Genomic DNA, 21,775 nt, shown 5'->3' with positions numbered 1-21,775 from the left:
CATGACGAGTGTCCAGCAGCAGCCTTCGCCGGATTCGGCGGAGGCCCCCGATATCCACACGACCGCCGGGAAGCTGGCTGATCTGCGTAATCGGCTGGAAGAGGCCAAGCACCCGATGGGCGAGGGTGCGGTCGACAAGGTGCACGCCAAGGGCAAGATGACCGCCCGCGAGCGCATCCTGGCCTTGTTGGACGAGGGCTCGTTCGTCGAGATGGACGCCCTGGCCCGGCATCGCAGCGTCAATTTCGGGCAGGAGAACAACCGCCCGCTCGGCGACGGTGTGGTGACCGGCTACGGCACCATCGACGGTCGCGACGTCTGCATCTTCTCCCAGGACGCCACGGTCTTCGGTGGCTCGCTGGGTGAGGTCTACGGCGAGAAGATCGTCAAGGTCATGGATCTGGCCGTCAAGACCGGCCGGCCGCTGATCGGTATCAACGACGGCGCCGGTGCCCGTATCCAGGAGGGCGTCGTCTCGCTGGGCCTGTACGGGGAGATCTTCCACCGCAATGTGCAGGCCTCGGGTGTGATCCCGCAGATCTCGCTCATCATGGGTGCCGCCGCCGGTGGCCACGTCTACTCCCCGGCGCTGACCGACTTCGTCGTGATGGTCGACGAGACCAGCCAGATGTTCATCACCGGCCCGGACGTGATCAAGACCGTCACCGGTGAAGAGGTCACCATGGAGGAGCTGGGCGGCGCCCACACCCACATGGTGAAGTCCGGTACCGCGCACTACGTCGCCTCCGGTGAGCAGGACGCGCTGGACTGGGTGAAGGATCTGCTGAGCTACCTGCCCAGTAACAACCGCGCCGAGGCCCCCCGCTTCCCGGCCACCGATCCGATCGAGGGCGCGATCGAGGAGTCACTGACCGACGAGGACATCGAACTCGACACCCTGATCCCGGATTCGCCGAACCAGCCCTACGACATGCACGAGGTCATCCGGCGGCTGGTCGACGACGACGAGTTCTTCGAGGTGCAGGCCGAGCGCGCGATGAACGTCATCGTCGGTTTCGCCCGCATCGACGGCCGCAGTGTGGGTTTCGTGGCCAACCAGCCCACCCAGTTCGCCGGGTGCCTGGACATCGACGCCTCGGAGAAGGCCGCGCGCTTCGTGCGCACCTGCGATGCCTTCAACATTCCGATCATCACCCTGGTCGATGTTCCGGGCTTCCTGCCGGGCACCGGCCAGGAGTACAACGGCATCATTCGCCGCGGTGCCAAGCTGCTCTACGCCTATGGTGAGGCCACTGTGGGCAAAATCACGGTCATCACCCGCAAGGCCTACGGTGGCGCCTACGACGTCATGGGTTCCAAGCACATGGGTGCCGATGTGAACCTGGCGTGGCCCACCGCGCAGATCGCCGTGATGGGTGCTTCGGGTGCCGTCGGCTTCGTCTACCGCAAGAAGTTGCAGCAGGCCGCGGCCGAGGGGGCGGATGTCGACGCTCTGCGCCTCGAGCTGCAGAACGAGTACGAGGACACCTTGGTCAACCCGTACGTGGCCGCCGAGCGCGGCTACGTCGACGCGGTGATTCCGCCCTCGCACACCCGCGGGCAGATCGTGTCGGCACTGCGCCTGCTCGAGCGCAAACTGGTCACACTGCCGCCGAAGAAGCACGGCAACATTCCGCTCTGATCCGACGATATGTGCGGTAGCGGAGGCACACTTTCTTCGATGAGTGGTGCAACCGCGACGCGCATGATCGCCGCATTCGGGTGAAGATGGTAGGAACAGGCACTCATTGCATGGGAGCCGCAACGAGTACCGTTCACGACGCGCGGTTCACCCCGCGTCGTGAACGCCGGGCCCTCGCGGCCCGGCGCATGGACAGGAGGAGTTGGCGCTGTGACCGCTGTGGCTGACGAAGAGATATTGCGCGCTGCCGAACTGGAGTTGGCGGCCGATGGATTCGGTGACGACGCGAAGCTCGTATCCGAGCCGGCCGCGACCGAGCCGGAGCCGGATCGGGGCCCGGTCGTCCGGGTTCTGAAGGGTTCGCCCACCGATGCGGAGCTGGCCGCTCTGATCGCCGTGTTCGCCGCTGGCGCGAATACCGGTGGGGCAGCTCAGGAGCAGGGCCCGGTGGACAACTGGGGCCGGCCCACGATGATGCACCGCGGTGCCTCTCCGTTCTCCCCGTACGCCTACCCCTACGTGTCGCACCTCCGCGGCTGACGTGACGGGATTCGTTCTCGGGTCCGCGTCGCCGGCGCGTCTGCAGGTTCTGCGTTCGGCCGGGCTGGACCCGGTGGTGCGGATCTCCGATGTCGACGAGGACGCGGTCGCGGCGGCGCTGCCGCCGGACACCTCGCCCGCGGGTGTGGTGACCGCGCTGGCGCGGGCCAAGGCCCGGTCGGTGGCTGCCGCGGTGCTCGCCGAGGCTCCGGACGGGCCCGGCGCCCCCTCGCCCCGGCTGGTCGACGACTGCGTGATCGTCGGCTGCGATTCCATGCTGCTGGTCGACGATGTGCTGCAGGGCAAGCCACACACCCCCGATGTCGCCCGCGCTCGCTGGGCCGCGATGGCCGGGCGCAGCGCCGACCTGCTGACCGGTCACTGCGTCCTGCGTGTGCGCGACGGCGCGATCGTCGCCGAGGCGCACGACTGCAGCACGACCACGGTGCATTTCGCCGAGCCGGGTCCGGCCGAACTGGATGCCTACATCGCCACCGGTGAACCGCTGAAGGTCGCCGGTGCGTTCACGCTCGACGGTATGGGCGGCTGGTTCGTCGATCGCATCGACGGCGACCCGTCCAGCGTCATCGGAATCGGACTACCGCTGTTGCGTCGCCTCCTGGGCGATGTCGGCGTCGGCGTTGCGCAGCTGTGGGTCGGAGCGCAATTGCGGGCCGACGCGATTTCCTGACGGCGTCGCGATCCGCGACGTGGGGCCCACCTGATCGGGTATGTGCGCCGGATCCGGCACCAGTGCCGCGGCCGATGTCTCCAGTCGTAGGACGCACAGATCCGGTCCGACGAACGGGTGCAGGCGAACGTTGACCACGTCCCGGCCGCCGTTGCGGTCGAGTACCTCGCGCATCAGGCCCTGATGGACACCGCAGACCACCTCGGAATGGGTACGGGCCAGTTCGCGCAGGGGGCAGGCGGTGAGCCGGACGTTCGATTGCTGCGCCGACTCGGATGCGGTGTCGCGCTCCGGGGCGAAACCGAGTTCCGAACTCACGGTGATCGCGACGTCCCGGGCATCCTCGAGGGACGCGATGGGCTGCTCACACTGTTCGACCTTGGCGCCCCAGGCCCGGCCCGCGGTCACGGCCAGATCCGCGCGGCGTCGCGGATCGCTGCCGAGCTGATCGGCGAGTACCTGTGCGAGATCCTGATAACCGACCGATCGCTGCACCGCGGTGTATCCGATGCGCGGGCGGCCCCGTCCGCGCGGGGGTTGCTGAAACTGCCGCACCAGGGATTCTCGTGTGAGAACATCCAAATGGAAGCGAACGGTGGTTACGTGTTGTCCGGTGATGCGCGCCAGTTCCTGCGCATCGAGAGGCTCGCTGGCGCCGCGTAGGATCGCAAGCAGGCGTCGTCGTGGCCAAGAATCGGACATAGCTCACCCCTCCTCCCTGGTGACTTTATCGGACGAAGCTGCGACTTAATCGCTTCTTCCTCCGATTCATGATGTGAAACCGTCAGTGCACATTCTTCGCACCTACGATCGGTACCGCACAGCCGACAATCGTCCACCACGCATGAAGGATCTTCCACCGTGCCCGTCACCCCGGACCCTCATCCATCCTTCGGCTCCTATGCATTCCCACAACGACTAGTAACCACTGAGTGGCTGTCGGCAAACATCGGTGCGCGCGGCCTGGCCATCGTGGAGTCCAACGAAGACATCCTTCTCTACGACATCGGACATGTGCCAGGTGCGGTCAAGATCGACTGGCGCACCGAGCTTACCGACCCACTGACCAGGGATGTGATCAACGGTGCGCGATTCGCGGAGCTGATGCGCGCCAAGGGGATCGCCCGCGACGACACCGTGGTGGTGTACGGCGACAAGATCAACGGAACGGCCGCCGCCACCGCGTGGGTGTTCGGGCTGTTCGGTCATCTCGATGTGCGCCTGCTCGACGGTGGGCGCGACGCGTGGATCTCGGAGGCGCGCGACACCACCTTCGAGGTGCCCGCGGTGGGGCTGGGCGACTACCCGGTGGTCGAACGCGACGATCGCGACGCCCGGGCCTTCCTGGAGGACGTGCGGGAGCGCCTGGAGCGGGCCGCCGAGACGACCCGGCTGATCGATGTCCGCGAGACCGAGGAGTACACCGGGGAGGCCGGCCGGATTCGGGACCGCCCGGAGGAACAGTCGCTGCGCGCCGGGCACATCCCGACGGCGATCAGCATTCCGTGGCGGGCGGCACTGCACGCCGACGGCCGCTTTCGCAGCCGAGCCGAACTGGAGCAGATCTACGCGCCGGTACTGGACGCACGTGACGCCGTCGCCTACTGCCGCATCGGCGAGCACTCCGCGCACACCTGGTTCGTGCTGACCTCGTTGCTCGGGATGGCGAACGTGCGCAATTACGACGGCTCCTGGACCGAGTGGAGCAATGCCGTGCGCAGCCCTATCGTCAAGGGACATGAACCTGGATCGGCGTCTGCCGCGGTGTCGGCGGCTACACGGTCCGTCTAGGGTGTTGTTCACCTCACCGGCCGGATCTACCGTCCAGTAGCCCGGTCGGTGTTCGGCGACTGTTGGCACACTGCCTACACTCACCGAGACGTTAGTTTGTCGAAAGCACAGGAGGCTCAGTGGCCAGCCATGCCAGCGCGCAGATCACAAAGGTCCTGATCGCGAATCGGGGCGAGATCGCGGTGCGTGTGATCCGGGCCGCGAAGGATGCCGGTATCGCCAGTGTTGCCGTGTACGCGGAACCCGATGCGGAGGCGCCGTTCGTCAAGTTGGCGGACGAGGCATTCGCCCTCGGCGGTCAGACGTCGGCGGAGTCGTACCTGGTGTTCGACAAGATTCTCGACGCGGCCCGCAAGTCGGGTGCCGACGCCATCCACCCGGGCTACGGATTCCTCTCGGAGAACGCGGATTTCGCGCAGGCTGTGCTGGACGCGGGCCTGATCTGGATCGGGCCGTCGCCGCAGTCGATCCGGGACCTGGGTGACAAGGTCACCGCCCGCCACATCGCCGAGCGCGCGTCCGCGCCGATGGCCGCGGGCACCAAGGACCCGGTCAAGAACGCGAACGAGGTCGTCGAGTTCGCCAAGGAATATGGCGTTCCGGTGGCGATCAAGGCCGCGTTCGGTGGTGGTGGCCGCGGTATGAAGGTCGCCCACACCATCGAGGAGATCCCCGAGCTGTTCGAGTCCGCGACCCGTGAGGCCACCGCGGCGTTCGGCCGTGGTGAGTGCTTCGTGGAGCAGTACCTGGACAAGGCCCGCCACGTCGAGGCGCAGGTTCTGGCCGACAAGCACGGCAATGTGATCGTGGCCGGTACGCGCGACTGCTCGTTGCAGCGCCGCTTCCAGAAGCTGGTCGAGGAGGCCCCCGCGCCGTTCCTGTCCGACGAGGTGCGCTCCAAGATTCACGAGTCCGCCAAGCGGATCTGCAAGGAGGCCGGTTACTACGGTGCCGGCACCGTGGAGTATCTGGTGCAGGGCGAGACCGTGTCCTTCCTCGAGGTCAACACCCGCCTGCAGGTCGAGCACCCCGTCACCGAGGAGACCTCGGGCCTGGATCTGGTGCGCTGGCAGTTCCGCATCGCCAACGGCGAAGAGCTCACCATCACCGAGGACCCGACCCCGCGCGGCCACTCGATCGAGTTCCGTATCAACGGTGAGGACGCGGGCCGCAACTTCCTGCCGGCCCCCGGCCCGGTCACGGTGTACAAGGAGCCGAGCGGCCCCGGTGTGCGCGTGGATTCCGGTGTGGTCGAGGGCAGTGTCATCGGCGGTCAGTTCGACTCGATGCTGGCCAAGCTGATCGTGACCGGCGAGAACCGCACCCAGGCACTGGAGCGGGCGGCACGCGCGCTGGCGGAGTATCACATCGAGGGCCTGGCCACGGTGATCCCGTTCGACCGCCACATCGTCACCGACCCCGCGTTCATCGGTGACGGAACCAAGTTCGACGTCTACACCAAGTGGATCGAGAACGAGTGGGACAACACCATCGAGCCCTACACCGGTGCGCAGCCGATCGAGGACGAGGACGAGGCGCCGCGCCAGACCGTGGTCGTGGAGGTCGGCGGTCGTCGGGTCGAGGTGTCGCTGCCCGGTCAGTTCACCGTCGGCGCGGGTGCTGCCGGCGCCGCCGGTAACGGTGCCGGAGTCATCCGCAAGAAGCCGAAGCCGCGCAAGCGTGGCGGTGCGGGCGGTTCGGCCGCCTCCGGTGACGCGGTGACCGCGCCCATGCAGGGCACCGTGGTCAAGGTCGCCGTCGAGGAAGGTCAGAGCGTCGAGGCCGGTGACCTGATCGCCGTCCTGGAGGCCATGAAGATGGAGAATCCGGTCAACGCCCACAAGGCCGGTGTCGTCACCGGACTCGCGGTCGAGGCCGGCGCCGCCATCACCCAGGGCACCGTGCTCGCTGAGATCAAGTAGACCCCAACGGATTTCGAGAGCCCCGCGCCGTGATCGGCGCGGGGCTCTCGCATGTTCGGCACTACCCGGCCGCACACCGCCGCGTGGGTGGCGGCATTCGGCAGCTCGCTGGGCGACCGGGCATCGGAGAGGAACCGCCCCGCTCGTCGACCGTGTGACTCGAGCGAATGCCACTGCCTGGCACGATGATCCGGCGTGGCGCGGAAGGCGCGAATGGTCGCTGCGGTGGATGTCCACGGTGCCGGTGTGAGCTTTCTCCGGGCAGAACGATCGCCGTGCCGCGGAGGTTCGGGCGAAGTGTCAGGCCGGCGTTCGGTTCAGCGTCGCCGCTGAGCCGTCCCTCTTGCGACCGGCGCCGGGGTGGCGGCGACCGGCGGCTCCGCTTGTGGGGCGCGGGAATTGGAGTGGCGGGATGATGTTCGTCGGTATCGGGATGGTCCACGGCGGCGGCACGACGGCGGTGGAGTACCGCGGTTGCGGAGTGGTCGGCGCGTCGGTGGCCCGGGGGTGCGTGGTCGCCGCCGGATCGTTCGTGACCGGGCCCGACGGGGTGTAGAAGTGGATCCCGTTGCCGATCAACGCGGTGCATCCGGCAACGACCGCGAAGACGACGAGGGCGGTACCGATCAGCGCCGCCACGACCAGGCCGGGGGAGCGGCGGCGCGCCTCGGCCGCGCTCCGGCCGGATACCGCTCGGGGTCGGGAGGCGCTGGGCGGGAAGGGAATCGGATGCTGCGGGGCCCGGTAGGCGCCGGATACCGCTGCGGGCCGTGGTGGATATGTCTCGGCCGGTTCGGGCATGACCAGTGTCGGTCTCGGGGTGCGCGCCGGTGGCGGGCCGGAGCGGACGGTCGGATCGGCGGGGGCCGGGACCGGATGCGCGCGGACCGGACGGACGGTCATCGTCATCGCCGCGCGGGCCGCCTCCGCCAGCTCACCCGCCGTGCGGAATCGATCCTCCGGCTGCTTGGCCATACCGCGGGCGATGACGCCGTCGAGTGCGGGTGGGATCGACGGATCGTCGATGGAGGGCCGCGGTGGTGGCTGGTGCAGGTGCGCGTGCAGCTGCTGGACCGCATCGGTATCGCCGAAAGGTCTTTGCGCGGTCAGGCATTCGTACAGAACGCACGCGAGCGAGTACACATCCGAGCGGGTGTCCCCGCGGCCGGTGAATCGTTCGGGCGCCATATAGGCGAGGGTTCCGACCGTGAAACCCGTTGCCGTGATGGTGGTCTGGCCTTCCACACGGGCGATGCCGAAGTCGATGAGATAGACGAAGCCGCTGGTGTGCACGATGATGTTCGCGGGTTTCACGTCCCGATGCACGAGCCCGGCGGCGTGGGCGGCATCGAGGGCCTCGGCGACCTGGGACACCAGATCGACCGCCTGGGTGGCCGACATCGATGACGACCGGACCAGCTTCGCGAGATCGACCCCCGCGATGTAGGCCATGTCCAGATACAGTCGCCCGTCGATTTCCCCGAAATGATGGATCGCCGCGATGTGCGGATTGTCCAGCTGGGCGCCGATCCGGGCCTCTCGCTCGAACCGTCTGCGGTAGTCGGCGTCCTCGGCCGCGCTACCCGACAGGATCTTCAGCGCCACCGTACGCGCGTCGATCGAGTCGTGGGCGAGCCACACGTCGCCCGCCGACCCACGGCCGAGCAGGCGGTCCAGACGGTACCGTCCGAATTGCCGTGGCCTCATCGAATCCGCCCGTACCCGGCCGGTGCGCCGGAATCTCGTGACGAGGAGCGGAGCAGGGCCGACGCGGCGGCGAATGGGGCGACGGCCGGGCCGATGCCGCGCTGGCAGAACATATCCCGACCATAGTGCCGATCCGGACGCAGCGGTACCCGGCCGGTGGCCAACCTTGGCGGCTCGCCGCGCGGCCGAGCGACGGGCTGCCGGAGGTGGCCGGGTGTCACCGGGCCGGCGGCCGCTGTCGAACGGTGCCGGTGCCACGGCTGCCCGCGGCACCGGCGGGCCACCCCCGGTACGGCTCCGGCGGTACCCCCGCTCCCCGCGAGGGTGCGCGGTAATCTCGTGCCATGGCTGATTCTCCCGACGTCCGCATCGGTACCGCGGAGCGTGAGCAGGCGATGCAGCGATTGTCTGAGCATTTCGCCGCCGGGCGGTTGTCGGTCGCCGAATTCGACGAACGCAGTGGCCACATCGCGGCGGCGGTCACCCGGGGTGATCTGGCTCCGGTTTTCGCCGATCTGCCCGCATCGGTGCCCACCGCACCGGAACCACCCGAGCCGTCGGAGCAGCGCAGCGGTGGCCGCCGCGAATTGGCCGCGCCGATCATGGGCCTGATCGTCCTTCTCGCGCTGGTGCTGTTCTTCACCACCCACACCTGGGTGTGGTTCCTGATGATTCCCGCCGCGGGCATCGTCACCGGCGGGCTTCGGCAGCGTCATCACGAACACCGGATACTCGGCGACGGGGAACGCGGGGATCGGATACTCGAACGCCGGCAGCGGCGTGACCGGCGCAGGAGGCACTGATGGAACCTATCGAGATCAATGCCGGCAGCTGGTACCTGCGTGCCATGCGCGCCGACGAGCGCATCGACGATCGCCCGGCACTGGCCGAGGGCGGCATCACGGATCCGGATTACATCGAGCGCCGGTCCCGGGAATGGGCCGAACAGATCACCTATTCGTGGGCGGTCTGCGAACCGACCACCGCGGAGTTGGTCGCCGAAATCGTCGTCACGCCGAAAGCCGATGGCACCGCTGAGCTTTCGGGCTGGTCGCGCGCGGGCTACGACGAGGCCCTGGCGTCCGGCCTGACCGCGGTGAGTCGTTTCGTGGCCGGTGCCCTGGGCCTGCAACCACTGTGATCCGCATCGGACACCCTGCGTAACAGCAGTTTTCGAGACCTCCCCGGGGCTCGCGGAAACAATTCGGTGGCTGGGCGCCGGTGTCCGCCGTTACCCTGAGTACTCCGATCCCGGCACTGGGAGGAGGTGCACGATGTGGGAGTGGGGTACAAGGGTGGCGCAGCACGCCACCGCCACGGCGTGGACTCGGCCGGCGGGTGAGCCGGCTCCGACGATCGTGGATCCGGAGGTCTGGGACGAATCGGCTCCGGTCCTCGCGCGCGAGGTGCGAGGTGCTGCGGAGGGCGCCGCGCGGAGCGCGCTCCGAGACTACGGCCTCGCCGGGTGATCACGTCCGTCGCGGAGCGGCGGAGCGGGAGCGATCACCCGGCAGGAGTAGCGTGCTGTGCGTGCAGAGGTCACCGTTGGATGCCGAGATCCTGCGACGCGCGGTCGCAGAACAGCCCGACCTGTCGTTCTTCTCCCGCATCGATGTGGTGGAGACGACCGGTTCGACCAATGCGGATCTGATCGCGCAGGCGGCCGATCCGCACGCCGATCACCGGGTGCTGATCGCCGAATATCAGGACAGTGGCCGTGGTCGCCACGACCGGACCTGGGTGGCGCCGCCGCGGGCCCAGATCGCGATGTCGATTCTGGTCCGGCTCGCCGGTATCGATCCGGCGCGGCTGGGCTGGCTGCCCTTGCTCACCGGAGTGGCCGCCGTGGACGCGATTCGCACCGTCGGCGTCGACGCGAGCCTCAAGTGGCCCAACGATGTTCTCATCGGCGGCCGCAAGGTGGCCGGCATCCTGGCCGAGGTGGCCGTCGCGGCCGAGAATCCGGCCGTGGTGGTCGGCATGGGGCTCAATGTGAGCCTGACCGAGTCCGAACTGCCGGTGCCCCATGCCATTTCACTGGAGCTGGCGGGCGCGCAGAACATCGATCGCACCGAACTCGTGCAGATGCTGCTGCGTTCGTTCGCCGGATACTTCACCCGGTGGCGCGACGCGAGCTGGGATGTCACCGAATTGGCCGCCGCGTACCGCGACCGGTGCGTCACGCTGGGTGCCGAGGTGCGTGCCGAACTGCCCGGGGGTGACGTCCTCACCGGCGTCGCCACCGATGTCGACGAGCACGGTCGGCTGATCATCGGAAACCGCACCGTCTCGGCGGGAGACGTCACCCACCTACGCCCGGTCCAGGACCGGGCGTAGCCGCGGCATTCGCAGCTCAGACCTTGGCGGTCTCTCGTGCCGCGGCGCGGGCCGCTTCCCGGGCCAGCATCCGATCCCGCTGCTCCTCGAAACGCACCACATCGGTCTCGAGTTTGCCCATGAACGCGGCCAGCTCATCGCGTGCCTGTTCACCGGTGGCGCCGAAGTCGTTGCGCTCGAAGACGTTCCACTTCTTGAGCACCGGCGCGACGACCTCCTCGAGGTGCTGTCGCAGGTCGTAGATACCGTGCTTGGCGATCACCACACTGTTGCGGCGGAAGTTCGGCATACCGGCGCCGGGCATCACGAAGTTGGTGAGCACCTTGGTGATCGCGGACATCGCCTGATCCGGCACCAGATCCAGTGCCGCACCGCACAGGTTGCGGTAGAAGATCATGTGCAGGTTCTCGTCGGTGGCCACCCGCTGCAGCATGCGGTCGGCGATCGGATCGTCGCAGACCCGGCCCGTGTTGCGGTGACTCACACGGGTCGCGAGCTCCTGGAAGGTCACGTACGCAACGTTTTCCAGGAATCCGCCCCAGCTGTCCGGTGCTTGCGCGCCGTGGGTCATGTGGATCATGCGGGCCTGTTCGAGGGCGACCGGGTCCACACCGCGGGTGACCACCAGGTAGTCACGCATCACGATGCCGTGCCGGTTCTCCTCGGCGGTCCACCGGCCGACCCAGGTGCCCCAGGCGCCGTCCATGGAGAAGTTCTCGGCGATCTCGCGGTGGTAGGAGGGCAGATTGTCCTCGGTGAGCAGGTTGGTGATCATCGCGATCCGCGCGACCTCACTCAGTTCCGATTGCTCCGGATCCCAGTCGATGCCGCCCATGGCGGCGAAGTTGCGGCCCTGATCCCACGGCACGTAGTCGTGCGGGTGCCATTCCTTGGCTATCGAGAGATGACGATTGAGGTTCTCTTCAGCCACCGGCTCCAGCTCCGTGAGGATCTCGAGCTGGGTCATCTTCCTGGTCACACACGCCTCCGCTATCGCAAATCGAACGTTCGCACAATGATTGACTTCCGGGTGACGCGACTACGGCCCGATAGGGCTGAGACATCCGAGTGGGTACCTGAGCCGGATTGCCCTGTCGCGGACACCATTGGTGCAGGGTACCGCCGAGACGGTACCGTCGACAGAGACCGCAGCTGATTGTGCAGCACAACGGCGTTCGCTGTCAGGCAATCTCACAACATCAGGGGGTAGGGTTCGCGTATGGGTTATCCGGAGGAGCTGCTCGCGCCGGACGAGCAGCTGCTGCTGCATCGTCATCCGCACTGGAAGATGCTGTTCCTGCCTGCGCTCACATTCATCCTGGCCACCGCGCTGGCCGGATTCGCGAGCGGCCTGGCCTGGCGCAACACCGAGGGGACCACCCGCACCGTAGTGCTGATCGCGATACTGGTGGTCTGGGCCGTGCTGTTGGTGTGGCGTTGCCTCGGACCGGTGATTCGTTGGAAGTCAACGCATTTCATCATCACCGACCGGCGGGTGCTGGTGCGCGAGGGCGTGCTCACCCACACCGGTATCGATATTCCGATGAACCGCATCTCGAGTGTGCAATTCCGCCACGGTCTGTCGGATCGGCTGCTGGGAACCGGCACGCTGATCATCGACGCCGCGTCCGGGGATCCCCTGGAATACGACGACATTCCGAATGTGCAGCAGGTGCACGCGCTGCTGTACCACGAGGTGTTCGACACCGGGGGTGGCGATCCGCGCTACGACCAGTACCCCGATCCCCGTCACGAGCACCGGCGCTGAGGGGCCCGGCTGGGCAAGGTGTGCCCAGCCGGACCGATCGGCCCGGTTCGCCAGTAATCTTGTGCTGTGACCGCCGTACTGCTGGCCGAGGACGATGACGCCATCGCTGCCCCGCTGTCGCGCGCGCTCGGCCGGGAGGGCTACTCGGTGACCGTCGAGAGCTTCGGCCCCGCGGTGCTGCGCCGGGCGCTGGAAGGGGAGCACGATCTGCTCATCCTCGATCTCGGCCTGCCCGGGATGGACGGCCTCGAAGTGTGCCGCCAGGTACGTGCCCGCGGGGCCGATCTGGCAGTTCTGATGTTGACCGCCCGCACCGACGAGGTGGACTTCGTCGTCGGGCTCGATGCCGGCGCCGACGACTATGTCGGCAAACCGTTCCGGCTCGCGGAACTGCTCGCTCGGGTGCGAGCATTGTTGCGGCGCAGCGGAATCGGGGACGAGGCCGTCGAGATCGGTGGCGTCCGGCTCGAACCCGCGGCCCGGCGGGTGCTGGTCAACGGCCACGAGGTCAATCTGGCCAACAAGGAATACGAACTACTCAAGGTGCTCATCGACCGCGCCGGTCAGGTCGTGCCGCGCGAGACCATTCTGCGCGAGGTCTGGGGGGACGCCGATCTGCGCGGCTCCAAGACTCTCGATATGCACATGTCGTGGTTGCGCCGCAAGATCGGGGACGAGGGCCCGGTCGCCGAACGTCGGATCGTCACCGTGCGCGGTGTCGGCTTCCGCTTCAACACCGACTGATCGCCGATGCGCCGCCGGATTCTGCTCTCGATGCTGGCCGCATTGACCCTCACCACCGTGGTGCTGGGCATACCGCTGGCTTTCACCGCCTGGCAATGGGTGGCCGACATCACCCGCAGCGATCTGCGGGCCCGCCTGGATCGCATGTCGGTGGAGATCGTCAGCCAGGAGCATGAGGACGGCCTCGTCCACGGGGTGCTGGATCTGCGTTCGGTCCGTCCGCTGATCCCGTCCGGCGGGCGGCTGACCATCGTCTATCCGACTCCGGAGGATGCGGCGATGCGGGTCGACGCGGGCGCGCCCGTCGTCGACGATCCGGTCGTGGAATCGCTGTCCATGGGTACCTCGGGTTCGTTGCGGCTCGAGGTACCGGCCGCGCCCATGCATTCCATGCAGCGCCAAGCCGTCGGCGCCGTCGCCCTGGTGGCGCTGGCCTCGCTGGCCGCGGGCGCGGCGGTGGCGGTGGTGACCGCGCGCCGGGTGGCCGATCCGCTGCGGGATGTGGCCGCGCGGGCCGCCCGGCTGGCCAAGGGGGATTTCCGGCCGGACCCGCGCCGGCACGGCATCACCGAACTGGACCGCGTCTCCGATGTGCTCGACTCGGCGACCGTCGAGATCGCCGGTCGTCTGCAACGTGAGCACGCACTGGTCGCCGATGTCTCCCATCAGTTGCGCAGCCGTCTGACCGCGGTGCGATTGCGCCTCGACGAACTGTCGGCACATCCCGATCCGGATGTGGTGCAGGAGTCGGAGGAGGCGATGGCCCAGGTCGACCGTCTCACCGAGGCCATCGACGAACTGGTCCGCGATTCCCGCGACGAGGACGCCGCCGACCACGACCCGGTGCCGGTGGTCGCGGAGTTGCGCGGTGTGGTCACCGAGTGGCGGCACCCCTTCGCCGAGGCGGGGCGCAAACTCGTGCTCGCCGGCGATCCGGGATTGCGTGCGCCGATCACCGGTTCGCGATTGCGGGAGGCCGTGGCGGTCCTGGTGGACAACGCCCTGGTGCACGGTGGCGGCGATTGCACGGTGTCGGTGCGTACCGTCTACGGCGGCCCGGATCGGGAGCCGCTGGTGGCCGTCGAGATCGCCGACGAGGGGGAGGGGGTCAGCGATGAACTCGCCCCACACATCTTCGATCGCGGTTTCTCCGGTGCCGGATCGACCGGTGTGGGCCTGGCGCTGGCTCGCGCCCTGATCGAGGCCGACGGTGGCCGGTTGGAGTTGCAGCGTCGTCGTCCCGCGCTGTTCGCGGTCTTTCTCGGGAAACCGGCGGCGGGGCGATCCGGTAACGGTGTCGTCGGTGAGCCTCGGTGAAGAATGTCCGGAAATCAGCTGCTGCCGAGCGGCCTTTCCTCTTCGTACAAATCTTCGAATTCCTCGACCAGCGCATCGATTTCGTCCGGGAACACCCAGCGTTTCATGGCCCAGAAACGGAACACCATCTGCAGGATGTTGCCGATGATGAACGCGCTGACGAAGTCGGCGATGTTCTCCACCATCAGGCTCACATCGGGGACGTGAAGGTGGAAGGCGTAGCGCGAAAGCCACAGCGGCAGATTCGACAGCAGGACGCCGATGGCGCTGACCACGAAGAACAGCAGTGCCTCGTGGTGGCGTTCACGCCCGCCGCGGCCCTTGAAAGACCATTCCCGATTGAAGATGTAGGACGCGATCACCGCGATGACACCGGAAATGATCTTGGCGGTGATCGGTTTCGGCGACAGCACCGTCAATTTGAGAATGTAGAAGATGCCGCTGTCGATGATGAAGGTGGTCGCTCCGACAATCGCGAACTTGATCAGCTCGTTATGACGGATTGCCAGGTCCCGGAGGGTTTTGGGCAGGATGTTGACCACATCGTCGACAAATGACACCCGCTGAGTCTACGACTGTCCAGCGGTGGGCAATCAACCCGCACTCATTGTGGTGGCCACGGCCATGACAACATGGTGGGCTGTGAGCGAGCGTAGCGGGGCATCGATGGGCCTCTCAACCGGGGTGCGAGCGGTTGCCGACAGTGAACCGAAGCCGGCGTCGCGTGATCTGGCGGGCGGTGCGATGCCGACCGTGGCGATGATCGGCGGCGGGCAACTGGCGCGGATGACACATCAGGCGGCGGTCGCGCTGGGCCAGTGCCTGCGGGTGCTGGCCGAACGAAGCGACGATCCCGCGGCACAGGTGAGTCCCGCGGTGGTACTCGGATCGCATACCGATCCGGCGGCGCTGCGCGAGGTCGCCAGGGGCACGCACGCGATGACCTTCGATCACGAGCATGTGCCCACCGAATATCTGCGCGCGCTGGTGGCCGAGGGCGTCAATGTCCAGCCGCCGCCGGAGGCCCTGATCTATGCCCAGGACAAGCTGGCCATGCGCGGCAAACTTGCCGAGATGGGGGTCCCGATTCCGGCGTTCACGGCCGTCGAGTCGGTCGAGGACGCCCTCGGCTTCGCCGCCGAGCACGGACCGTTCGTGCTCAAGGCGGTGCGTGGCGGTTACGACGGCCGCGGAGTATGGATGCTCGACGACGAGGACGAGATCCGGCGCCTGGTCACCGACCAGCTCGAACACGGTGTCACCCTGCTCGCCGAGCAGCGGGTGCAGCTGAAGCGCGAGCTCTCGGCGATGGTGGCGCGGTCGCCGTTCGGGCAGGCGGCGGCCTGGCCTGTGGTGGAGACCGTGCAGCGCGAAGGGCAGTGCGCGGTGGTGATCGCACCCGCCCCGGACCTGTCCGACGACGCCGCGACCGAGGCTGAATCGCTGGCCCTGCGCCTGGCCTCCGAACTCGGTGTCACCGGTGCGATGGCAGTGGAACTCTTCGAGACCTTCGATGGCCGGTTGCTGGTCAACGAGCTGGCGATGCGACCGCACAACTCCGGACACTGGGGGATGGACGGCGCGGTCACCGGACAGTTCGAACAGCATCTGCGCGCGGTGCTGGACTATCCGCTGGGTGCGACCACACCGCTGGCTCCGGTCACGGTGATGGCGAACATCCTCGGTGCGGCGCAGGCGCCGGCCATGTCCATGGACGAGCGCCTGCATCACCTGTTCGCCCGGATTCCCGAGGCGAAGGTGCATCTCTACGGCAAGAGCGAACGCCCGAAGCGCAAGATCGGGCATGTGAACATCCTCGGTGACGATGTGGCCGAGGTGCGGGAGAAGGCCGAACGGGCGGCACACTGGATGTCGCACGCGGTGTGGACCGATGGATGGGATCACCATGAGTGACGGAGCACAGGTCGGCCTGATCATGGGCAGCGACTCCGACTGGCCCACCATGGAGGCCGCGGCGGAAGCCTTGGCGGAGTTCGGAATTCGCTTCGAGGTGGGTGTGGTCTCGGCGCACCGCACCCCGCAGCGCATGCTCGACTACGCCCGCGACGCCGCGGGCCGGGGGATAAAGGTCGTCATCGCCGGTGCGGGCGGCGCCGCCCACCTGCCCGGCATGGTCGCTTCGGCCACTCCGCTCCCGGTGATCGGCGTGCCGGTCCCGCTGAAGTATCTCGACGGCATGGACTCACTGCTGTCGATCGTGCAGATGCCCGCCGGTGTCCCGGTCGCCACGGTCTCCATCGGCGGCGCCCGTAATGCGGGTCTGCTGGCGGTCCGCATCCTGGCCGCGGCCGATCCGGCCCTGCGCACCCGCATGGAGCAGTTCCAGGCCGATCTGGAGAAGCTGGTCCTCGACAAGGACGAGGCCCTGCGCGCCCGCCTGCTGGGCTAGCTCGGCGCTCGACCGGGCTCATGCTTCCCCGCCGCACCGCGCGAATCTCTGCCCGTTCGACCACGCGCAGAAGGGTCCGGGGCGGCGGCACAGCTACCGTTGCAGGGTGTCCAGCGAGAATTCGACTCCTGTTCGTGGCGGCTCCGACGCTCGGTTTCGCCTGACGGTGGTCGACCATGCGCTGCGGCTCTATGCCGAGCGTGGGTACGAGGCGACCACCGTCGACGACATCGCCGAGGCGGCCGGCATCTCGCGGCGGACGTTCTTCCGGCAGTTCCGGTCCAAGGAGGATGTGGTCTTCGCCGACCACGAGGAGCAGCTGGCGCGGGCGCAGGCGTATCTCGACGCGGCACAGGGTGATCCGTGGGATGCCGTGCGCGAGGCCGTGGTCGGGATCTTCGAGCGGTTCACCGAGACCCGGGAACTGGCCGCGCGCCGGTATCGGGTGGTCCGGCAGGCATCGGCGCTGCGTGACCGGGAGATCGTGACGGTCTTCCGCTACGAACGGCTGTTCACCGACTATCTGCGTGAGCGGCTGCCGGAGACGCCCGATCTCGCGCTGATCCAGTTCAGTGCCGCGGTGACCGCCACGCACAACTATCTGCTGCGCAGGATGGTGCGCGGTCGGTCGGAGGCGAGTGTGGCCGATCTGCGCGCCGCGGTGCGGGCGATCGCACCCGGTACCGCGAACGGCGAGTCATCGGACATGGTGGTGGCGGTGTTTCCCCGCGACATGTCGGCGCGGGAGGTCGCCGATCTGCTGACCGACCGTCTGGGTAGTCTGTGAGCACGGCCACGCCATGTGGTTGGTGGCACTGAGTGCCAGGCCGGATCGGTGGCATAGGCTCACTTCATCGAAGTATTCAGGCGTATACTCGAGCTCGACTGGCACTGAGTGCCTAGGTGTTGGCAGTGCCGGAATTCGCGGACCAGGCGAACCCGAAACCCCACGACCAGGAGTGAACCCATGGCGGGCAATCCCGATTTCGATCTCTTCAAGCTGGAGGACGTCCACAACGAGCTGCGCGAGGCGATCCGTGGCCTGGCCGAGAAGGAGATCGCCCCGTACGCGAAGGATGTGGACGGTAACGCCCGCTTCCCGCAGGAGGCCCTGGACGCACTCAACGCCGCGGGCTTCAATGCGGTGCACGTGCCCGACAACTATGGCGGCCAGGGAGCCGACTCCGTCGCGACCTGCATCGTCATCGAGGAGGTTGCCCGGGTCTGTGGTTCCTCCTCGCTGATTCCCGCGGTGAACAAGCTCGGCACGATGGGCCTGATCCTGCAGGGTTCCGAGGAGCTCAAGCAGCAGGTGCTGCCCGATATCGTCGCGGGCAAGATGGCCTCCTACTGTCTGTCCGAGCGCGAGGCCGGTTCGGATGCCGCCTCGATGCGCACCCGCGCCAAGCGCGACGGCGACGATTGGGTGATCAACGGCTCCAAGTGCTGGATCACCAACGGCGGCCAGTCCACGTGGTACACCGTGATGGCCGTGACCGATCCGGAGAAGGGCGCCAACGGCATCTCCGCGTTCATGGTCCACAAGGATGACGAGGGCTTCGTCGTCGGTCCGCTCGAGCACAAGCTCGGGATCAAGGGTTCGCCGACCGCCGAGCTCTATTTCGAGAACTGCCGCATCCCGGGCGACCGGATCATCGGCGCCGAGGGCACCGGCTTCAAGACCGCGCTGCAGACCCTCGACCACACCCGCCCCACCATCGGCGCGCAGGCCGTGGGCCTGGCCCAGGGCGCACTGGACGCCGCGATCGCGTACACCAAGGACCGCAAGCAGTTCGGCAAGGCCATCGCCGATTTCCAGAACACCCAGTTCATGATCGCCGATATGGCGATGAAGGTGGAGGCCGCGCGTCTCATGGTCTACACCTCGGCCGCCCGTGCCGAGCGTGGCGAGAAGAACCTGGGCTTCATCTCCGCCGCTGCCAAGTGCTTCGCCTCCGATGTGGCCATGGAGGTCACCACCGATGCGGTGCAGCTGTTCGGTGGTGCCGGCTACACCACCGACTTCCCGGTGGAGCGGATGATGCGCGACGCCAAGATCACTCAGATCTACGAGGGCACCAACCAGATCCAGCGCATGGTGATGTCGCGGCAGCTGCTGCGGTGATCGTTCGCGGGGCGTGACCGTCGGGTGTGGCGGCCGGTGACATGCGTCACCGGCCGCCACACCGTTTCGGGTGCCTGTGTCACGGGTACGCCTCGTCAGGACGCTTACGGTAACGGATCGGCGAATTCAGTGAACTACCGGCAATTTTCACTGGTAGAACGGTAGGGCCACGAAAAACTGCGTGGGGGGCTCGCAAATGCAATTTCAAATGTACGTTCAATCGCAATAGGGCGAATTCGGAATTGTCCCAAGGGCTTTCACGGCGCAATATTGATGCATGGCAGGCGTGGAGATCACCGACAGGTTCGTCCGCCGCACCCTGGACAACGGACGCATCGAGGAGGTCTCGTGGCAGGAGCTGACGGAGGTGCGCGTCATCACCACCGCCGATGGCCCCTTCGCCGATGACGTCTTCTTCGTCCTGATCGGTGCGCGCGGAAACGGGTGTGTGGTGCCGCATTCCGCCGCCGACAAGGAGTTCCGGGTCCGCCTGCTACAACTGCCCGGATTCGACAACGCCAAGGTGATGGAGGCGCTGGGCACTGTCAGTGATCGGCAGTTCCTGGTCTGGCGGCGCCGCAACCGCGCGGTGACGCGCTAGGCGCGATCAGGCCACCAGATCGGCGTATTCGCGATGGTCACCGATGTACTGCTCGACGTACCAGCAGGTGGGGACGACCGCGAAACCGGCGTCGCGGCAGTCGGTGAGCGCGTACTCGACCAACTGCGCCGCCACCCCGCGCCCCCGGAACTCCGGAAAGGTCAGCGTGTGGTTGAGATCGCGGGTCCGCGTGCCGTCTCCGTCGGTCTCGGTGTAGTCCGCGTATCCGGCGAGGGTGTCGTCGATGTAGATCTCGTACCGGGTGGCGGCCGTATTGTGCTCGAGCCTGGTCGTCATATGGGGTAGAACGGCCGCACCGGACCGATTTGTTCCGGTGGCCGGGGTCACAGGATGGCCCCCGGATTGAGGATGCCCAGCGGATCGAGGGCCGACTTGATGCGCGCGGTCAACTCCATCACCTCGGGGCCCACCTGATCGGGCAGCCACGCCTTCTTCAATCGGCCGACCCCGTGTTCACCGGTGATGGTGCCGCCCAGTTCGATGGCCAGATCCATGATCTCGCCGAAGGCCCGGTGGGCGCGCGCGGTCTCGTCCGGATCGGCGGGATCGTGCACGATCAGCGGATGGGTGTTGCCGTCGCCGGCATGCGCGATCACCGAGATCAGCACGCGGTGGCGTTCGGCGATCGCGGCGATGCCGCTGACCAGATCGCCGAGCCGCGGCAGCGGGACACCCACGTCCTCGAGCAGCAGCGTCCCCTTGAGTTCCACCGCGGGAATGGCGAATCGCCGTGCGGCGCAGAATGCTTCGCCCTCCTCGGGATCCTCGGTGCGGAACACCTCGGTGGCGCCGGCCAGCTCACAGGCCGCGGCGATGGCCTCGGCCTCCCGGGTGCGGAATTCGCCCGGTGCGTCGGAGCGGGCCAGCAGCATGGCGGCGGCCTCCCGGTCCAGGCCCATGCGCATCTCGTCCTCGACCGCGTTGATCGCCACCGCGTCCATGAATTCCAGCATCGATGGGCGCAATCCGGCCGTGATCGTCTCGATCGCCGCCGTGGCCGCGGTGAGCGTGGAAAATGTTGCGACGACGGTACTTTGCTGCGGTTGCGCCGGGAGCAACCGCAATGTCAGCTCGGTGATGACGCCGAGGGTGCCTTCGCTGCCGACGAACAGTTTGGTCAGCGAGAGACCGGCGGAATCCTTCAGCCGCGGTCCGCCCAGCCGCACCACCGTGCCGTCGGCCAGCACGACCTCCATACCCAGGATGTAATCGGTGGTCACGCCGTATTTCACACAGCACAGCCCGCCCGCGTTGGTGGCGGCGTTACCGCCGATCGAGCAGATCTCGAAGGACGAGGGATCCGGCGGATACCACAGCCCGTGCTCGGCGGCGGCCCGCTTGACCTCCGCGTTCAGCAGTCCGGGCTGGGTGACGGCGGTCCGCGTCACCGGATCGACGGTGATGGCGCGCATCCGCTCGGTGCTCAGCAGCAGTGCCCCGTCCTGGGCGGTGGCCCCGCCGGACAGTCCGGTCCCGGCACCGCGCGGAACCAGCGGCACCCGATGTTCGTGTGCCCAGCGCACGATGGTCGCGACCTGCTCGGTGGTTCGCGGCCGGAGCAGTGCGGCCGGGGTGCCGGCCTGTGGATCGAGCGCGCGGTCCCGGCGATACCCGGCGAGGATATCGGGATCGGTGACGACCGTTCCGTCAGGAAGTCGGGCGGCGAGGGCGGTGATGTCCACACCTCGAACCTACGTGCTCGGCGGCCGTGCGACAGCCGATACCGCTGCCGGGCGACAGTTCCGTTCGCAGTACACTGCCGCGGTGTCCGATGCCCAGCTCGAGATCCAGATGTTGCACGACCGGATCATGGTTCGTGTCTCCGCCGAGGAAGGCGAACGGCGCAGCAGCGGTGGAATCCTGATTCCCGCCACCGCCCAGGTGGCCAAGCGTCTCACCTGGGGCGAGGTCAGTGGAGTCGGGTCGCATGTGCGCAGTGTGGGCGTCGGTGACCGGGTGCTGTTCAGCGCCGAGGACCAGTTCGAAGTCGAGGTGCAGGGGCAGGCGTACCTGGTGCTGCGGGAACGTGATCTGCACGCGGTGGCCAGCGAGCGACCCGAACACGGCACCGGTCTCTACCTGTAGACGGCTCCGCGCCGATCCCCGGCGCCGTGCCTCGATCCCCGCGATATCGGTGGTCAGCGATCCGACGAAGAATG

The 21,775-nt window shown here is 67.4% G+C and carries 23 protein-coding genes; 17 read left to right on the top strand and 6 right to left on the bottom strand.

The annotated features are described in order from the left end of the window. Window position 1 precedes the first annotated feature (1 nt). From AB0L57_RS25205 to AB0L57_RS25195, 3 genes are all read left to right on the top strand, one after another. Window positions 2-1,642 (top strand): acyl-CoA carboxylase subunit beta, encoded by a 1,641-nt coding sequence (locus AB0L57_RS25205; RefSeq protein WP_364966786.1) that lies wholly within the window; start codon window positions 2-4, stop codon window positions 1,640-1,642. 210 nt (window positions 1,643-1,852) lie between these two features. Continuing rightward, window positions 1,853-2,182 (top strand): acyl-CoA carboxylase subunit epsilon, encoded by a 330-nt coding sequence (locus tag AB0L57_RS25200; protein WP_364966783.1) that lies wholly within the window; start codon window positions 1,853-1,855, stop codon window positions 2,180-2,182. Between the two features lies 1 nt (window position 2,183). Then, entirely contained in the window at window positions 2,184-2,873 is a 690-nt protein-coding gene (locus AB0L57_RS25195; protein WP_364966780.1) for a Maf family protein, read from the top strand. Here the strand turns inward: AB0L57_RS25195 and AB0L57_RS25190 are convergent. Next, entirely contained in the window at window positions 2,781-3,428 is a 648-nt protein-coding gene (locus AB0L57_RS25190) for a transcriptional regulator (RefSeq protein WP_364966777.1), read from the bottom strand. The genes AB0L57_RS25195 and AB0L57_RS25190 overlap by 93 nt on opposite strands. A 306-nt stretch (window positions 3,429-3,734) precedes the next feature. Between AB0L57_RS25190 and AB0L57_RS25185 the strand changes: the two genes are divergently transcribed. Further along, complete coding sequence (locus tag AB0L57_RS25185; protein WP_364966774.1) at window positions 3,735-4,664, top strand: sulfurtransferase; 930 nt, start codon at window positions 3,735-3,737, stop codon at window positions 4,662-4,664. A gap of 119 nt (window positions 4,665-4,783) precedes the next feature. Beyond that, complete coding sequence (locus tag AB0L57_RS25180) at window positions 4,784-6,586, top strand: acetyl/propionyl/methylcrotonyl-CoA carboxylase subunit alpha (protein ID WP_364966771.1); 1,803 nt, start codon at window positions 4,784-4,786, stop codon at window positions 6,584-6,586. A 300-nt stretch (window positions 6,587-6,886) separates the two neighbouring features. Here the strand turns inward: AB0L57_RS25180 and AB0L57_RS25175 are convergent, their stop codons facing one another. After that, on the bottom strand, window positions 6,887-8,293 hold the full coding sequence (locus tag AB0L57_RS25175) for a protein kinase (protein WP_364966768.1): 1,407 nt from the start codon (window positions 8,291-8,293) through the stop codon (window positions 6,887-6,889). A gap of 344 nt (window positions 8,294-8,637) precedes the next feature. On the opposite strand from AB0L57_RS25175, the gene AB0L57_RS25170 reads away from it, so the two are divergent. The 3 genes from AB0L57_RS25170 (at window position 8,638) to AB0L57_RS25160 (ending at window position 10,630) form a co-directional block, all read left to right on the top strand. After that, the gene (locus AB0L57_RS25170; protein ID WP_364966766.1) at window positions 8,638-9,096 is read left to right on the top strand and encodes a DUF1707 domain-containing protein; all 459 of its coding nucleotides are present in this window, start codon (window positions 8,638-8,640) and stop codon (window positions 9,094-9,096) included. Next, window positions 9,096-9,434, top strand: a complete 339-nt coding sequence (locus AB0L57_RS25165) for a hypothetical protein (protein WP_364966763.1) — start codon at window positions 9,096-9,098, stop codon at window positions 9,432-9,434. The genes AB0L57_RS25170 and AB0L57_RS25165 overlap by 1 nt, the downstream gene beginning before the upstream one ends. Before the next feature lie 389 nt (window positions 9,435-9,823). Beyond that, window positions 9,824-10,630, top strand: a complete 807-nt coding sequence (locus AB0L57_RS25160; RefSeq protein WP_364966761.1) for a biotin--[acetyl-CoA-carboxylase] ligase — start codon at window positions 9,824-9,826, stop codon at window positions 10,628-10,630. Window positions 10,631-10,646: 16 nt separating this feature from the next. Here AB0L57_RS25160 and AB0L57_RS25155 read toward each other — a convergent pair whose 3' ends face one another. Beyond that, window positions 10,647-11,609, bottom strand: a complete 963-nt coding sequence (locus AB0L57_RS25155) for an acyl-ACP desaturase (RefSeq protein ID WP_364966759.1) — start codon at window positions 11,607-11,609, stop codon at window positions 10,647-10,649. 240 nt (window positions 11,610-11,849) lie between these two features. Between AB0L57_RS25155 and AB0L57_RS25150 the strand changes: the two genes are divergently transcribed. From AB0L57_RS25150 to AB0L57_RS25140, 3 genes are all read left to right on the top strand, one after another. Continuing rightward, the gene (locus AB0L57_RS25150) at window positions 11,850-12,398 is read left to right on the top strand and encodes a PH domain-containing protein (RefSeq protein ID WP_364966756.1); all 549 of its coding nucleotides are present in this window, start codon (window positions 11,850-11,852) and stop codon (window positions 12,396-12,398) included. A gap of 66 nt (window positions 12,399-12,464) precedes the next feature. After that, window positions 12,465-13,142, top strand: coding sequence for a response regulator transcription factor (locus AB0L57_RS25145; RefSeq protein WP_364966753.1), 678 nt, complete (start codon window positions 12,465-12,467; stop codon window positions 13,140-13,142). A gap of 6 nt (window positions 13,143-13,148) precedes the next feature. Beyond that, a complete protein-coding gene (locus AB0L57_RS25140) occupies window positions 13,149-14,459 on the top strand; it encodes a HAMP domain-containing sensor histidine kinase (protein ID WP_364966751.1) in 1,311 nt (436 codons plus the stop codon). Window positions 14,460-14,473: 14 nt separating this feature from the next. Here AB0L57_RS25140 and AB0L57_RS25135 read toward each other — a convergent pair whose 3' ends face one another. Next, complete coding sequence (locus tag AB0L57_RS25135) at window positions 14,474-15,019, bottom strand: GtrA family protein (RefSeq protein ID WP_364966749.1); 546 nt, start codon at window positions 15,017-15,019, stop codon at window positions 14,474-14,476. A 124-nt stretch (window positions 15,020-15,143) separates the two neighbouring features. Between AB0L57_RS25135 and AB0L57_RS25130 the strand changes: the two genes are divergently transcribed. The 5 genes from AB0L57_RS25130 (at window position 15,144) to AB0L57_RS25110 (ending at window position 19,595) form a co-directional block, all read left to right on the top strand. Then, on the top strand, window positions 15,144-16,373 hold the full coding sequence (locus AB0L57_RS25130; RefSeq protein ID WP_364967044.1) for a 5-(carboxyamino)imidazole ribonucleotide synthase: 1,230 nt from the start codon (window positions 15,144-15,146) through the stop codon (window positions 16,371-16,373). After that, window positions 16,366-16,869 (top strand): 5-(carboxyamino)imidazole ribonucleotide mutase, encoded by a 504-nt coding sequence (purE, locus tag AB0L57_RS25125; RefSeq protein WP_364966748.1) that lies wholly within the window; start codon window positions 16,366-16,368, stop codon window positions 16,867-16,869. The genes AB0L57_RS25130 and purE overlap by 8 nt, the downstream gene beginning before the upstream one ends. 106 nt (window positions 16,870-16,975) lie before the next feature. Beyond that, on the top strand, window positions 16,976-17,656 hold the full coding sequence (locus tag AB0L57_RS25120; protein ID WP_364966745.1) for a TetR family transcriptional regulator: 681 nt from the start codon (window positions 16,976-16,978) through the stop codon (window positions 17,654-17,656). A 180-nt stretch (window positions 17,657-17,836) separates the two neighbouring features. Next, on the top strand, window positions 17,837-18,994 hold the full coding sequence (locus AB0L57_RS25115) for an acyl-CoA dehydrogenase (protein ID WP_364966743.1): 1,158 nt from the start codon (window positions 17,837-17,839) through the stop codon (window positions 18,992-18,994). A gap of 277 nt (window positions 18,995-19,271) precedes the next feature. Then, the gene (locus AB0L57_RS25110) at window positions 19,272-19,595 is read left to right on the top strand and encodes a hypothetical protein (protein ID WP_364966740.1); all 324 of its coding nucleotides are present in this window, start codon (window positions 19,272-19,274) and stop codon (window positions 19,593-19,595) included. A gap of 6 nt (window positions 19,596-19,601) precedes the next feature. Here AB0L57_RS25110 and AB0L57_RS25105 read toward each other — a convergent pair whose 3' ends face one another. Both AB0L57_RS25105 and AB0L57_RS25100 read right to left on the bottom strand, forming a co-directional pair. After that, window positions 19,602-19,892: a GNAT family N-acetyltransferase gene (locus AB0L57_RS25105; RefSeq protein WP_364966738.1), complete on the bottom strand. Its 291-nt coding sequence runs from the start codon at window positions 19,890-19,892 to the stop codon at window positions 19,602-19,604. Between the two features lie 47 nt (window positions 19,893-19,939). Further along, entirely contained in the window at window positions 19,940-21,298 is a 1,359-nt protein-coding gene (locus AB0L57_RS25100) for an FAD-linked oxidase C-terminal domain-containing protein (RefSeq protein ID WP_364966735.1), read from the bottom strand. 82 nt (window positions 21,299-21,380) lie between these two features. On the opposite strand from AB0L57_RS25100, the gene AB0L57_RS25095 reads away from it, so the two are divergent. Next, window positions 21,381-21,701: a co-chaperone GroES gene (locus AB0L57_RS25095; RefSeq protein ID WP_364966733.1), complete on the top strand. Its 321-nt coding sequence runs from the start codon at window positions 21,381-21,383 to the stop codon at window positions 21,699-21,701. Window positions 21,702-21,775 lie beyond the last annotated feature (74 nt).

The sequence above is a fragment of the Nocardia sp. NPDC052254 genome (assembly GCF_040679495.1).
Lineage (GTDB): Bacteria > Actinomycetota > Actinomycetes > Mycobacteriales > Mycobacteriaceae > Nocardia.
Note: the sequence above shows the minus strand (reverse complement) of the source record. Positions and strands in the feature narration are given on the sequence as shown.